The following is a 14044-nucleotide window of genomic DNA, read 5'->3' on the forward strand; positions in this document are numbered from 1 at the left end:
GGTGAAATCACGTCCCGAATATCGACTGGTTGACCAGTCAGTGGATAGGATCCCGCCATGAGAATCCTTCTTGTGGGAGCGGGCGGGGTCGGCTCGGCCGTCGTCCCCATCGCGGCGCGCCGAGATTTCTTCGAACACATCGTGGTGGCCGACTCTCAACAGAGCCGGGCCACCGCCGCGGTGGCCAGAGCCGGTGACCCGCGGTTCAGCGCGATCACGCTGGACGCCTCCGACCAGGAGGCGGTCGAGGCCGCCCTGGCCGGGCACCGCTGCGACGTGCTCCTCAACGCCGTCGATCCGCGTTTCACCATGCCGCTGTTCAGGGCCGCGCTCAACGCGGGGGCGGACTACCTGGACATGGCGATGTCGCTGTCCCGCCCCCACCCGGGCAGACCGTACGAGCTGCCGGGGGTGAAGCTCGGTGACGAGCAGTTCGCTCTGACCGGGCGGTGGCGGGACAGAGGTCGCCTCGCGCTGGTCGGCATGGGGGTCGAACCGGGGCTGGCCGACGTGTTCGCGCGCTACGCGGCCGAGCACCTCTTCGAGAGCATCGAGGAGATCGGTGTCCGCGACGGGTCGAACCTGGTGGTCGAGGGCTACGACTTCGCGCCGACCTTCTCCATCTGGACGACCATCGAGGAGTGCCTGAACCCCCCGGTGGTCTGGGAGGACGGCGCCTGGCACACCACCGAGCCGTTCAGCGAACCCGAGGTGTTCGACTTCCCCGAGGGGATCGGCCCCGTCGAGTGCGTCAACGTCGAGCACGAGGAGGTCCTGCTCGTGCCGCGCTGGATCGACGCCGGGCGGGTGACGTTCAAGTACGGTCTCGGCGAGGAGTTCATCGGCGTCCTGAAGACCCTGCGCAAGCTCGGCCTGGACAACGCGGGCAAGATCCGGGTCGGCGGTGTCGAGGCCTCACCGAGGGACGTGGTCGCCGCGGCCCTGCCCGATCCGGCGACGCTCGGCGAGCGGATGCGCGGCAAGACGTGCGCGGGCACCTGGGTGAAGGGCGTCGGCAAGGACGGCGCGCCCAGGGAGGTCTACCTGTACCACGTGGTGGACAACGCGTGGTCGATGCGGGAGTACGGCTGCCAGGCCGTGGTGTGGCAGACGGCGCTGCACCCGGTGGTCGCGCTCGAACTGCTGGCGAGCGGGGTCTGGGCGGGCTCGGGGGTGCTGGGGCCCGAGGCGTTCGACGCGGTGCCGTTCCTGGACCTGCTCGATGACTACGGCTCGCCGTGGAGGATGCGGGAGCAGACGCACGGGGCGCTGCTGTCCGCCTGAGACGGCGCGGAGGCGAGCCTCAGAAGAAGGCCGCGCGGCGGGGCAGGTGGTAGATGTTCTCCTCGGTCTCCTGGACCAGTGCCTCGGCGCACTCGTCACAGGCGAACAGCGGGGAGTCGTTGGGCAGCCTGCCGATCCTGATCCTTGGCCGGGGCCATCTCTTGTGGCAGGTAACACAGGCGTCGCCCTCGCACTGAGCCCGGGTGAGGCCCTCCGGGTCGAACGTCGCCGTGATCCGTGCCGCCCTGGTATGCCGCCAGTCCATCACGTCTCCCGTCTTGATCGCGAAGTCTTATACCGGAACCGTTATAACGCCGTTTCCGTCCGTGATCAGTGTGGTAAGTGTCAAGCGGTGGTTAAATCACTCCCTGTGCGCCTTCCATAACGCAATAAAAGGGGCACCCAGTCTTAAGCCGGGTGCCCCTTTTGCGGTGATCCAAACCGTTAGATCTCGCTGATGATCTTCTCCAGGATCGTCAGCCCCTCTTCGAGCAGGTGGTCGGGCATGACCAGCGGCGGAAGGAATCTCAGAACGTTGCCGTAGGTGCCGGCGGTCAGCACGAGCAGCCCCTCCGCGTGGCACCTGGCGGCGATCTCGCCGGCCGCCGTCGGGTGCGGCTCCTTGGTGCCGGGGACGACCAGCTCGATCGCGATCATGGCGCCCCGGCCGCGCACGTCACCGATCACCGGGTTGCGCTCCGCCACGGCCCGCAGCCGGGGGAGCATGACCTCGCCGATGTGACGGGCCCTGCCGGTCAGGTCCTCGGCCTCGATGGTCTCGATCACACCCAGCGCCGCCTCACAGGCCAGCGGGTTGCCGCCGTAGGTGCCGCCGAGACCGCCGACGTGGACCTTGTCGAGCAGCTCGGCCCTGCCGGTGACGGCCGACAGGGGCAGGCCGCCCGCGATGCCCTTGGCGGTGACGATGATGTCGGGGACGACGCCCTCGTCCTCACAGGCGAACAGGTGGCCGGTGCGCGCGAAACCGGTCTGGACCTCGTCGGCGATGAAGACGATGCCGTTCTCCCGGCAGAACTCCGCGATCCTGGGCAGGAAGCCCTTGGCCGGCTCGATGAAGCCGCCCTCGCCCGCGATCGGCTCGATCACCACGGCGGCCACGTTCTGCGCGCCGATCTGCTTGCCGATCTGGTCGATCGCCTGGGCCGCGGCCTCCTCGGCGCAGTTCTCCGGGCCGGTCGGCCAGCGGAAGGGGTAGGCCAGCGGCATCCGGTAGACCTCAGGGGCGAACGGCCCGAACCCGTGCTTGTACGGCATGCTCTTGGCCGTCAGCGTCATCGTCAGCAGCGTGCGGCCGTGGTAGCCGTGGTCGAAGACGACGACCGCCTGGCGCCCCGTGGCGTGCCGCGCCACCTTGACCGCGTTCTCCACGGCCTCGGCGCCGCTGTTGAGCAGGAAGGTGCGCTTCTCGTGGTCACCCGGGGTCAGCTCGTTGAGCCTCTCGCAGACCCGGACGTAGGACTCGTAGGGAGTGACCATGAAACAGGTGTGCGTGAAGTCCGCGACCTGCCTGGTCACCCGCTCGACCACGCGCGGGGCGGAGTTGCCCACGCTGGTCACCGCGATGCCGGAGCCGAAGTCGATCAGTGAGTTGCCGTCGGCGTCGACGACCACACCGCCCCCGGCCTGCGTCACGAAGACGGGCAGCGTGGTGCCGATGCCCGGAGGAACGGCGGCCTGCTTGCGCGCGAACAGCTCGCGGGATTTGGGGCCGGGAATCTCGGTGACGACCCGGCGCTCCTGAGGAAGCGAGGGGCCGCCCTGGGTGACGGTGCTCATGCTGTGACGGTATGTCGCGCGTACCGGGATGCGGATGATGCACTATGGCAAAATTACCGACGGCACTCTTGCCGTAACGTACAAATCCGGGGGTGATCGTGGCACCGACGCTCCGCACCGTCGTGCGGCGTCTGCCGCTCAAACTCGCCGTGCTGGCCGGGCACGACGCGCTCGACAGTCAGGTCCGCTGGGTCGCGGTCAGCGAGCTTGAGGACCCCACCCCCTTCCTTGAGGGCGGCGAACTGGTGCTGACCACCGGTATGCGCCTGCACGAGGCGGACGCGGCCCCCTACGTCGGCAGGCTCGTGGCCAGGAACGTCACCGGTCTCGGCTTCGGCGTCGGCCTCGGGCACGAGGAGATCCCCGCCGGGCTGGTCGAGGCCGCGGCGCTGGCGGGCCTGCCGCTGATCGAGGTGCCCCGCGACACCCCGTTCGTGGCCATCAGCAAGCTGGTCAGCGACCTGATCGCCGCCGAGCAGTACGAGGAGATCAGCCGCGCCTTCGCCGCCCAGGGACGCCTGACCCGCGCCGCGCTCCGCCCGGAGGGGGCCGCCGCGGTGATCGACCGCCTGGCCCACGAACTGGGCGGCTGGGCCGCGCTGCTCGACGAGGCGGGGGCCGTACGGCACGCGACGGGCAGGGACGCCTCCCACGTCACCAGGCTGCTGCCCGAACTGGAGCGGCTCAGGAAACCCGCGGGACGCGGCGCCCCGGCGAGCCTGGCGCTGTCCACCCCGGCCGAGCACATCGTCGTGCAACCACTCGGCGCCCGCCGGGTCAGGGGGTTCTTCGCGGTCGGCGCGGAGCGGCCGTTCACACCGGTCGCGCACACCGTGGTCAACGCCGCCGGGTCGCTGCTGACGCTGGCCATCGAGCACGGCAGGGAACATCTGGCCGCCGAGCGCAGGATCCGCGCGGCCGTGCTGAGGTTGCTGCTGGCCGGGCAGACCGAGGCAGGGCGGGAGGTCCTGGGCCTGCTGGGGGAGACGTTGCCCGTGGACCGGCTGGTCGTGCTGGCCGTCCGCGGCGACCGGGAGGCGGTGCTCGACGCCGTCGCGGCGGGCTTCGCCGGGGCACCCACCGGAGTCTTCGCCGCGCCGGACGCGGAGCGGGTGGTCGTCCTCGCCCCCGAGGGCCTCGCGGACGAGGTGGCCCAGGCACTCGCCGAGTACGGCGAGGTCGGTCTCGGCGCCCCGGTCGGTCTCGACGACCTGCGCGCCGGACTCGGCCAGGCGGACCGGGCACTGGCCGCGGCCGGTCGCGGCACCGAGCGTGTGACGCGCTTCGCCGACCTGGCGGGCCAGGGTCTGCTGTCCCTGCTGGACGCCGAGGCGGCCGAGGCGTTCTCCGCCGCGCTGCTCGCCCCCCTGCGCGAGTACGGCTCGCGCGCCGACCTGCTGGAGTCCCTGCGCGCCTACCTGGCCTGCAACGGCCACTGGGACGCCGCCGCGCAACGGCTCGGCGTGCACCGGCACACCCTGCGTTACCGTATGCGCCGTGTCGCCGAGCTTCTCGGCCGCGACCTCGACGACCCCGGCGCCCGCGCGGAGCTCTGGGTCGCGCTGACCACGGCGGGATGACCACGTCCTCCGCAGGTCACGGCTTCTCGGTCAGATAACGGGAGATGGTGGCGTAGGTGACCGCGTTGTAGGTCTCGCCGTCCCGCAGGTGACCCGACCGCTCCAGGCTGATGGCGCCCTGCGCGGCGGCCCACAGGGCGTCGGCGATCCTCCTGGGCTGGGTCGGGATGATGTATCCGGCGGAGATGCAGTCCGCGATCACCCGGTCGAGGATGTTGAGCGCGGCCCTGGCCAGGGTCCTGGCCCGCTCACTCGGCACGAAACCGGGGATGGCCCGCTCGAACATCAGGGCGTAGTAACCGGGCTCGGCCAGGGCGGCCTCCCGGTAGGCGGGACCGAGCGCGGTGAGGTGCTCAAGGGCGTTCCTGCGCGGAGGCACGGCCTCAAGGCGCCGTCTGAACCGCTCGAACCCCTCAAGGTAGAGCGCCTCGGCCAGCCCTTCCTTGCTGCCGAACATGGTGTAGACGACCGTCGTCGAGCACCCGGCCTCGGTGGCGATGCGGCGCATCGACAGGCTTTCCGGGCCGACGGTGACGAGAAGCTGACTGGCCACGTCGAGGAGCCGTCCGCGAAGCTCGTCCTGGCCCGCTCGTTCGCCGAGGTGATAGGCACCCTGCAGCCCGCGCGGCGCCGGAGAGGTCATGCGGCCACGCCCTTCCGCTGTGAGGGAGTTGCAACCGTGACTTAGCCAGAGCGAAGATCGTTCAAACCGTCGTCATATAGGAATATCCATAAAGCGGGCCGGTTTCGTTACAGCCCCCAAGAGAGAAGAGGACATACGGAACGGCGCATCGCGCTGACCGTCTTGTACGCCCTGGAGTAACGCCCCGTCGTGGCGGTTGGCATACCGTCTGAGCATGGACGTGCGCCCCTTCTGGCTCGCCGGCCGTCCCGCCACCGGGGACGCCGAGCTCACCGTGACCAACTCACACGACGGCCGTGTCGTCGGCCTCTGCTCAGTGCCGACGGCCGACCAGGTCGAGGAGGCCGTCGCAGCGGCGGTGGCCGTGCGCGGGCAGGCCGCCGCGCTCCCCATCCATGTGCGGGCCGACGCCCTCGCCCACGTCTCGCGCCGCCTGGCCGAGCGCGCCGAGGAGCTCGCCCGGCTGATCATGGAGGAGAACGGCAAGCCGATCTTCTGGGCCCGTGGCGAGGTCAACCGCGCGATCTCCACCTTCAGGTTCGCGGCCGAGGAGACCCGCAGGCTCAGCGGCGAGGTCATGCGCCTGGACACCGAGGCCGGCTCCGCGGGCCGTCTCGCCTACATATCGCGCGTCCCGCACGGCCCGGTCCTGGCGATCACGCCGTTCAACTTCCCGCTCAACCTGGTGGCCCACAAGGTCGCCCCCGCCATCGCGGTCGGCGCGCCGGTCATCGTCAAGCCCGCCCCCGCGACCCCGCTCTCCGCCCTGGTACTCGGCGAGATCCTGGCCGAGACCGACCTGCCCGAGGGCATGTTCTCCGTGCTGCCGGTGCCCAACGACCGCGCGGGCGCGCTGGTCGAGGACCCGCGCCTGCCGGTGGTCTCCTTCACCGGCTCCGGCCCCGTCGGTTACGCGATCATGGACCAGGTGCCGCGCAAGCACGTCACCCTGGAACTCGGCGGCAACGCCGCCGCGGTCGTGCTCGCCGACGCCGACCTCGACTGGGCGGCTTCGAGGGTCGCGCTGTTCTCCAACTACCAGGCCGGGCAGAGCTGCATCGCCGTCCAGCGTGTGATCGTCGAGGAGTCCGTGCGTGAGGACTTCCTGGCCAGGCTGGTGCCCGCGGTCGAGGCCCTGGTCGTCGGCGACCCCGCCGACGACCGGACCCAGGTCGGGCCGCTGGTCTCGGTCGAGGCCGCGGAGCGCGTCGAGCAGTGGGTCAAGGAGGCCGTCGCGGCCGGTGCCCGGCTGCTGGCGGGCGGCACCCGCGAGGGCGCGACCGTCGCCCCGACCGTGCTCGCCGACGTCCCGCACGACGCCAAGGTCTCCTGCGAGGAGGTCTTCGGCCCGGTGATGATCGTCCAGTCGGTCTCCGGCGTGGACGAGGCGTTCGCCACGGTCAACGACTCCAAGTACGGTCTGCAGGCCGGGGTGTTCACCCGCAACCTGGACGTCGCCTTCCGCGCCAACCGCGAGCTTGAGGTGGGCGGCGTGGTCATCGGGGACGTTCCGTCCTACCGCGCCGACCAGATGCCCTACGGCGGCATCAAGGAGTCCGGCGTCGGCCGCGAGGGCATCCGCTCCGCCATCGCCGACTTCACCTACGAGAAGGTCATGGTCCTGACCGGGCTCTCCCTGTAGGCCCCAGAGAGGTACGGCCCGCACCCTGGGGCGCGGGCCGTACCCTCATGATCTCTGGGCGACGGCGTAGAGCCGTCTGGCGGTCTCACCGAAGTAGGGGCCGTACATCGTGCCGCGGTCGTCGCTGTACTTGAAGCTGCTCACCGAGGTGACCGTGCCGTGCCCGGTCACGGGGTCGAAGCCGCTCAGCCAGGGGCCGCCGCTCGACCCGGCGGTCATGTCGCAGCGCAGGCCCTGGTCGCTGGTCTGGCCGTGCGGGTCGTCACGGACCGTCCCCGCGCAGAAGACCAGGTTCTCGCCGTCGTAGGGCAGGTCGGCGGGGAAGCCGAAACCGTGGGTCTGACGGCCCCTGGCGGTGTCGAAGGCGATGTCCTGGACGCCGACGACCTCGGCCAGGTGCCGGCCGCCCCGCGGGTTGACCGCGACCATGCCGATGTCGTGGCTGTCGTCACCACCCCGCGCCCACGCGCCCGTCACGAACATGCGCCGGGCCGTGAACTGCCCGTACGGCCGTCGCCCCCGGTCGTAGCCGGGCACGAAGACCCAGTTGTCCGCCCACGCGCCCGTGCCGTTCTTGACGCAGTGGCCCGCGGTGACGACCAGGTCCGCGTTGGCGCTCCTGACCGAACTCGCCGAGCACACGAAGTCGGTCCCGCCGAGGGTCATGAACACGCGCCCCGTCGTACGGGCGACCTGCCCGCCCGCGCCCCAGCGGGCACCGCCGACCCGCGCGCCGTACCGGGTGCGGGTCGCGCCCGGCGGGGCCTTGACGGACTGCACGGCGGACCTTCCGCCGGGTCTCGCGGCGAGTCTCACGACGGAGGGTCTCGTGCCGGGTGTCTCGAAGGAGGCCTTCAGCCCGAGCAGGCCGGTGACCGCGCCGAGCACGCCGGTCACCGGCCCGAGCAGGCCGATGGGGGCGGCGGCGGCCATCCGGCGGGGCGTCCAGTAGGCGAGCACACGGCGCTGCTCGGCGGAGTTTCCCGCGCCCGTGTGCCCGGCGACGCCGGTGTCGTCTCCACCCGGGGTCGCCGGCTGTGCGAGGTGTTCGGCCAGTCCGTGCGAGGTCTGCCGGTGTTCGGGGGCCGTCGTGCCGGTCGCGGGGGCGCCGAGCAGCCCGGCGACGAGCACGGCACCCAGGAGCAGGGGGAGGCTCGAAGTCATGGGCCGAGTTTGCACTACCAGATGTGTTCTTGTTGCTACTTTCGGTGAAAGTCGAGGGTTGTCGGCGCTCTGCGTACCCTCGGCGGCGGTCCGACCGGGAGGGGCCATCCGGGAGAATGGGCCCGTGCAGCCAGACACCACGCGTTCGGTCGCCCTGCTCGGCTCTACCGGCTCGATCGGGACCCAGGCCCTCGACGTCATCGCCCGCAATCCCGCCCGGTTCCGGGTCGTGGCCCTGGCCGCGGGGGGTGGCAGGGTCGACCTGCTGGCCCGCCAGGCGGCCGAGTTCGGGCCCGACGTGGTGGCCGTCGCCGATCCGGCCGCCCTGCCCGAGCTGCGGCGGGCACTGGCCGGGCACGGGGTGAGCCCCACGGTCCTGGCCGGGCCAGAGGGGGTCGCCGAGGCGGCGGCCTGGCCGTCCGACGTGGTCCTCAACGGCGTCACCGGGGCGCTCGGACTGACCTCGACGCTGGCCGCGCTTGAGGCGGGCCGGGTGCTCGCCCTGGCCAACAAGGAGTCGCTGATCATCGGCGGTCCCCTGGTCAAGAAGCTGGCCAAACCCGGGAGACTGCTGCCGGTCGACTCCGAGCACTCCGCCCTGGCCCAGTGCCTGTGGGCCGCGGGTCCGCAGGGGCCGGACGCCTCCGCCGTACGGCGGCTGGTCGTCACCGCCAGCGGCGGCCCCTTCCGCGGCAGGCCGAGGGAGCAGCTCACCGGGGTGACCCCGGAGCAGGCCCTGGCGCATCCGACCTGGTCGATGGGGCCCGTCGTCACGGTGAACTCCGCCACACTCGTCAACAAGGGCCTTGAGGTCATCGAGGCCCATCTGCTCTTCGACATCGGCTTCGACCGGATCGAGGTGGTGGTCCACCCGCAGTCGGTCGTGCACTCGATGGTCGAGTTCGTCGACGGCTCGGTCGTCGCCCAGGCCAGCCCGCCCGACATGCGGCTGCCGATCGCGCTGGCCCTCGGCTGGCCGGAACGGGTCCAGGCCGCGGCTCCTCCGGTCGACTGGACCAGGGCCCACACCTGGACCTTCGAGCCCCTCGACGACGAGGCGTTCCCCGCCGTCGCGCTGGCCCGTCACGTCGGCTCCGCGGGGGGTACGGCCCCGGCCGTCTACAACGCCGCCAACGAGGTCTGCGTCGAGGCCTTCCTCACCGGGCGGCTGCCGTTCACCGGCATCGTGGACACCGTGGCCGCGGTCGTCTCCGAACACGCCGTGACCTCGGCGGAGACGGTCGCAGAGGTGCTGGACGCTGACGAATGGGCACGGATTCGGGCACGGGAGCTCACGGCTACTGCCTAGACTGGAGATGTCCCCGACTCACCAAGGGCTGAAAATGACTTCTGTTGCTCTCGGGATCCCGTCCGTGAGGACCAGGCCGATCGCCGAGCGACGCAAATCCCGTCAGATCATGGTTGGTTCCGTTCCTGTCGGCGGTGACGCGCCGGTCAGCGTGCAGTCGATGACCACCACGCTCACCGCGGACGTCAACGCGACGCTCCAGCAGATCGCCGAGCTGACCGCGTCCGGCTGCCAGATCGTCAGGGTCGCCGTGCCGTCCCAGGACGACGCCGACGCGCTGCCGATCATCGCCAGGAAATCCCAGATCCCGGTCATCGCCGACATCCACTTCCAGCCGAAGTACGTCTTCGCCGCGATCGAGGCGGGCTGCGCGGCGGTCCGGGTCAACCCGGGCAACATCAAGAAGTTTGACGACAAGGTCGGTGAGATCGCCAGGGCCGCCGCCGACCACGGCGTGCCGATCAGGATCGGCGTCAACGCCGGCTCCCTGGACCCCAGGCTGCTGCAGAAGTACGGCAAGGCCACCCCGGAGGCGCTGGTCGAGTCGGCGCTGTGGGAGTGCTCGCTGTTCGAGGAGCACGGTTTCCAGGACATCAAGATCTCGGTCAAGCACAACGACCCGGTCGTGATGGTGCAGGCGTACCGGCTCCTCGCGCAGCGCTGCGACTACCCCCTCCACCTGGGCGTCACCGAGGCGGGGCCCGCCTTCCAGGGCACGATCAAGTCGGCCGTGGCCTTCGGCGCCCTGCTGGCCGAGGGCATCGGCGACACGATCCGGGTCTCGCTGTCGGCCCCTCCGGTCGAGGAGGTCAAGGTCGGCGCCGCGATCCTGGAGTCGCTGAACCTCCGCGAGCGCGGTCTGGAGATCGTCTCCTGCCCCTCGTGCGGACGCGCCCAGGTCGACGTCTACACCCTGGCCGAGCAGGTCCAGGCGGGCCTGACCGGCCTGAAGGTCCCGCTGCGGGTCGCGGTGATGGGCTGCGTGGTCAACGGTCCCGGCGAGGCGCGGGAGGCCGACCTGGGGGTCGCCTCGGGCAACGGCAAGGGCCAGATCTTCGTCAAGGGCAAGGTCATCAAGACCGTCCCCGAGTCGCAGATCGTGGAGACCCTCATCGAGGAGGCCCTGCGGCTTGCCGAGGAGATGGGTGTGGAGATCGACTTCGACGACGAGGACGCCCCCGGCCCCGAGGTCGTCGTCCGTTAATCCGTTGCCGTCCCTGCCCGGACAGGGCAGGGTTCACGTCATGATCGAAGTACGTGTCCTGAACTCGGACGACTGGCCGCTGTGGCGGGAGCTGAGGCTGGCGGCCCTCGCCGAGGCGCCGGCCGCCTTCGGGGCGAGACTGGCCGACTGGCAGGGGGACGGCGACCGCGAGGACCGCTGGCGGGGCCGCCTTGAGATACCCGGTTCGCACAACGTGGTCGCGGTCCTCGACGGAGTGCTCGCCGGAATGGCCAGCGGTGTCCCCGCCGGCGGCGCGGACACGGTCGAGCTGATCTCGATGTGGGTCAGCCCCCAGGCCCGGGGCCGGGGGGTCGCGGGCCACCTGATCCAGGAGATCGAGCGGTGGGCGGCGCTGCGGAGCACCGCGACCCTGCGCCTGTGTGTGATGCCGGACAACGACGCGGCCATCGCGCTCTACCGGGGCCACGGCTTCAAGGACACCGGGGAACTCGGCGACCTGCTCGACGACGGCAGGAGCAGGGAGATCGTCATGGCCAAGCCCCTGGGTGGCTCCGGAGGGTGACCGGACGGCCGGTGGAAAAGGTGAGATCTCCTGATCTCTGGGGCGAACGGGGCGAATGTGTCGGGCGAACAACCTGGGGCCATAACTCAGAGTCGCCATTGACTACCCTTGGTCGCTGGGCTTGATTTGGTTGCGGTCCTCACTCGTCGTCACGTTCCGCGACGGGGAGGCAAGGCGTCGTCCTCCGTTGAAAGGAAGCGCATGTTCCGCACCTCTGCCCGCGCGGCGACCCTGGCCCTGGCGGCTCTGACGGGTCTGGCCGGTCTCGTGCCCGCCTCCTCCGCCTCGGCCGCCGTGTCGAGTACCCCCGTCCACACCACCGTGGCGGGGGCCGACGACTGCGGTCGCGAGCTAGGCGAGTGGATCGACGGCGGCCACGCCGTCTACCGGGGAAACCTCCGTGCCGAGCTCAGTGACGAGACGGTCGAGGCGATCGTCTCCTTCCAGGACGACCGGGTCGAGGTCGTCCTCGACGGGCGCTCCTCCGGGTCGCGGCGCCACCGGTTCAACCCGGACCGGCCCGGCATCACCTGGACCACCTTCGGCTTCTCGGTCCTGCTCGACCGTCCCACCTGTGAACGGGACGGCGTGGGCGAGGCCAACCTCGCCCTGAGGGCCCCGGGTCTCGGGCGCCTGCAGGGCCAGGTCCACCGGGAGGAGTAGGTTCGCGGGCGGGTTGTCTCGTGGGGCGGTTCCGCGCGGGCGCGCGGGGCCGCCCCACGGCGTCTCCCGGACCGGCCAGGTGTTCAGGGGCGTCGCGCGTCCACCTCGATCTCTATCCTCATCCGCGGATCGGACAGGCCGCAGACGATCATCGTCGCCGCGGGCCGTACCTCGCCGAAACGGCGGCGCAGGGCGGGCCAGCACAGCTCGAAGTCCGCGCGGTCGGGCAGCATGTAGCGCACGCGCACGACGTCGGCGAACGAACAGCCCGCCTGGGTCAGCGCGCTCTCGATGTTGCGCAGGCACTGCTCGGCCTGCTCGACCACGTCATCCGAGATCGTCATCGTCGCGTAGTCGAACCCGGTCGTCCCGGACACGTGGACCCGGTCGCCGTCGACCACCGCGCGCGCGTAACCGATCTCCTCCTCGAAGGTGGAACCGCTCAAGATCGCATATCGCTCCGTCATGTGATGGATGCTAGCCAGGGCTCCCGGACGGCAACGTGACGGTCACGGGATGGCAAGGATCTCGTCGTACCGCCCGTGGCCGGGTCACCGGCTGGGAGACCATCGCCTCTGCCGTACGAGTAGGGGGAATTCGTGAAAAGGGTTGTCGGGGTCGCCGTGGGCTTCGCGGTGTTCGCCGCCATGGCCGGGCTACCGCAGGAGGCGGCGGCGCAGGAACGGGACGATCTGGTCTGGGGGCCCTGCGAAACACCGGGCAAGGCCTCGTCGGACGCGGACGCCTCCTCAGGGACCGGTGAACAGGCGGGTGTGGCGGTCGAGTGCGCCTCCCTGAGGGTCCCGCTCGACTACGCCGATCCTGACCGGACCATCAGCCTGGCGCTGAACCGGGTCAGGGGCGGGGACTCGCGGAACCATCTGGGGGCGTTGCTGGTCAACCCGGGAGGGCCGGGGGCCTCCGGCCTCAGCCTGGCCAGGCGGGTCGCCGCCCAGCTTCCCCCGGACCTCGCCGGACGGTTCGACGTGATCGGGTTCGACCCGCGGGGGGTCGGCCACAGCGAACCCGCGCTACGGTGCGTCGATCCCGCCGAGTACTACGCCCCGCCCCGTCCGGACAACGTTCCCGGCAACGCCGAACAGGAGGCGGTGCTGCTCGGCAGGGCCCGCCGGTACGCCGAGGCCTGCCAGAGCCGGTGGGACTGGATGCTGCCGCACCTGAGCACGGAGAACAGCGCCAGGGACATGGACGAGATCAGGAAGGCGCTGGGCGAGGAGAAGATCAGCTATCTGGGCTACTCGTACGGCACCTATCTCGGCGCGGTCTACGCCACCCTCTTCCCCGGCAGGGTGAGCCGGATGGTCATGGACAGCGTGGTCGACCCGAAGGGCATCTGGTACGGCTCCAACCTCGCCCAGGACGTCGCCTTCAACCGGCGCCACCGGGACTTCCTGCGCTGGACGGCCCGTCACAACGACGTCTACCGGCTCGGCCGGACGACCAGGATGGTCTCCTTCGCCTGGTACGCCATGCGCAACCGGCTGCGTGTCCGCCCGGCGGGCGGGGTGGTCGGACCGAGTGAACTCGACGACATCTACACCCTCGGCGGCTACTCCGACCTCGTCTGGCCTCAGCTGGCCAAGGCCTTCTCCACCTACGTCAAGAAGGGGGACGACGCCCCGCTGCTCGCCGCCTACCACAGGTACGCCGAGAACGACGCCGAGGACGAGAACGGCTACGCCGTCTACCTGGGGGTGCAGTGCCATGACGCCGCCTGGCCCGGCCAGTGGAGCAAGTGGCGCGCCGACATGTCCAGGACGCACGCCAAGGCCCCCTTCCTGACCTGGTCGAACGCCTGGTACAACGCGCCGTGCGTGTTCTGGCCCGAGCGCGGGGGCACCCCGGTGACGCTCAAGGACAACGCCGGGCTGCCGCCCATCATGATCGTTCAGGCGGAGCGCGACGCCGCGACGCCGTACCGGGGGGCGCTGCGCATGCGGGCGGTGTTCGGGCGCTCCAGGATGCTGGCCGTGGCCGGGGGAAACCACGGGGCCACCTTCAGCGGCAACCAGTGTGTGGACCGCAGGCTGGCGGCCTACCTCAGGGACGGGACGCTCTTCGGCCCGGCCAGGCGGGCGGCGCGAGGACCGGACGCCCGATGCGCCGCGACCTCGCAGGCACCGGCCGCGGCCGGGTGACAACACAGGCCACCCAGGGTAGATGACAGGCTCTGTGTTGGTTCCTGCCAAAATC

13 protein-coding genes are annotated in these 14044 nt (G+C 70.8%); 8 read left to right on the forward strand and 5 right to left on the reverse strand.

Annotated elements, in window-relative coordinates:
• The first annotated feature begins 57 nt into the window (after positions 1-57).
• Entirely contained in the window at positions 58-1284 is a 1227-nt protein-coding gene (locus ACIBVQ_RS00045; RefSeq protein ID WP_362783638.1) for a saccharopine dehydrogenase C-terminal domain-containing protein, read from the forward strand.
• Between the two features lie 19 nt (positions 1285-1303).
• Here ACIBVQ_RS00045 and ACIBVQ_RS00050 read toward each other — a convergent pair whose 3' ends face one another.
• Complete coding sequence (locus ACIBVQ_RS00050) at positions 1304-1549, reverse strand: hypothetical protein (RefSeq protein ID WP_352008396.1); 246 nt, start codon at positions 1547-1549, stop codon at positions 1304-1306.
• Between the two features lie 179 nt (positions 1550-1728).
• Positions 1729-3081, reverse strand: a complete 1353-nt coding sequence (gene gabT / locus ACIBVQ_RS00055) for a 4-aminobutyrate--2-oxoglutarate transaminase (protein WP_352008397.1) — start codon at positions 3079-3081, stop codon at positions 1729-1731.
• A 98-nt stretch (positions 3082-3179) separates the two neighbouring features.
• Between gabT and ACIBVQ_RS00060 the strand changes: the two genes are divergently transcribed.
• Positions 3180-4661 (forward strand): PucR family transcriptional regulator, encoded by a 1482-nt coding sequence (locus ACIBVQ_RS00060; RefSeq protein ID WP_399175805.1) that lies wholly within the window; start codon positions 3180-3182, stop codon positions 4659-4661.
• A gap of 16 nt (positions 4662-4677) precedes the next feature.
• On the opposite strand, the gene ACIBVQ_RS00065 is transcribed toward ACIBVQ_RS00060, so the two are convergent.
• Entirely contained in the window at positions 4678-5304 is a 627-nt protein-coding gene (locus ACIBVQ_RS00065; RefSeq protein WP_352008399.1) for a TetR/AcrR family transcriptional regulator, read from the reverse strand.
• Positions 5305-5518: 214 nt separating this feature from the next.
• Here ACIBVQ_RS00065 and ACIBVQ_RS00070 point away from each other — a divergent pair, with 214 nt between their 5' ends.
• Positions 5519-6946, forward strand: coding sequence for an aldehyde dehydrogenase family protein (locus tag ACIBVQ_RS00070; protein ID WP_352008400.1), 1428 nt, complete (start codon positions 5519-5521; stop codon positions 6944-6946).
• 45 nt (positions 6947-6991) lie between these two features.
• Here the strand turns inward: ACIBVQ_RS00070 and ACIBVQ_RS00075 are convergent, their stop codons facing one another.
• Complete coding sequence (locus ACIBVQ_RS00075) at positions 6992-8110, reverse strand: trypsin-like serine peptidase (RefSeq protein ID WP_399174658.1); 1119 nt, start codon at positions 8108-8110, stop codon at positions 6992-6994.
• Positions 8111-8234: 124 nt separating this feature from the next.
• On the opposite strand from ACIBVQ_RS00075, the gene dxr reads away from it, so the two are divergent.
• The 4 genes from dxr to ACIBVQ_RS00095 all read left to right on the forward strand — a co-directional run bounded on the left by dxr (position 8235) and on the right by ACIBVQ_RS00095 (position 11830).
• Positions 8235-9419, forward strand: a complete 1185-nt coding sequence (dxr, locus tag ACIBVQ_RS00080; RefSeq protein ID WP_399174660.1) for a 1-deoxy-D-xylulose-5-phosphate reductoisomerase — start codon at positions 8235-8237, stop codon at positions 9417-9419.
• 34 nt (positions 9420-9453) lie between these two features.
• The gene (ispG, locus tag ACIBVQ_RS00085) at positions 9454-10623 is read left to right on the forward strand and encodes a flavodoxin-dependent (E)-4-hydroxy-3-methylbut-2-enyl-diphosphate synthase (protein ID WP_352008403.1); all 1170 of its coding nucleotides are present in this window, start codon (positions 9454-9456) and stop codon (positions 10621-10623) included.
• 40 nt (positions 10624-10663) lie between these two features.
• Positions 10664-11167 carry a GNAT family N-acetyltransferase gene (locus tag ACIBVQ_RS00090; protein ID WP_399174662.1) on the forward strand — a complete coding sequence of 168 codons (504 nt, stop codon included), beginning with the start codon at positions 10664-10666 and terminating at the stop codon, positions 11165-11167.
• Positions 11168-11368: 201 nt separating this feature from the next.
• Complete coding sequence (locus ACIBVQ_RS00095; RefSeq protein ID WP_352008405.1) at positions 11369-11830, forward strand: hypothetical protein; 462 nt, start codon at positions 11369-11371, stop codon at positions 11828-11830.
• 83 nt (positions 11831-11913) lie between these two features.
• On the opposite strand, the gene ACIBVQ_RS00100 is transcribed toward ACIBVQ_RS00095, so the two are convergent.
• Positions 11914-12297, reverse strand: coding sequence for a RidA family protein (locus ACIBVQ_RS00100; protein WP_352008406.1), 384 nt, complete (start codon positions 12295-12297; stop codon positions 11914-11916).
• Between the two features lie 132 nt (positions 12298-12429).
• On the opposite strand from ACIBVQ_RS00100, the gene ACIBVQ_RS00105 reads away from it, so the two are divergent.
• On the forward strand, positions 12430-13989 hold the full coding sequence (locus ACIBVQ_RS00105) for an alpha/beta hydrolase (protein ID WP_399174665.1): 1560 nt from the start codon (positions 12430-12432) through the stop codon (positions 13987-13989).
• Positions 13990-14044: the final 55 nt, after the last annotated feature.

It is taken from the genome of Streptosporangium sp. NPDC049376 (genome assembly GCF_044466505.1).
GTDB lineage: Bacteria > Actinomycetota > Actinomycetes > Streptosporangiales > Streptosporangiaceae > Streptosporangium.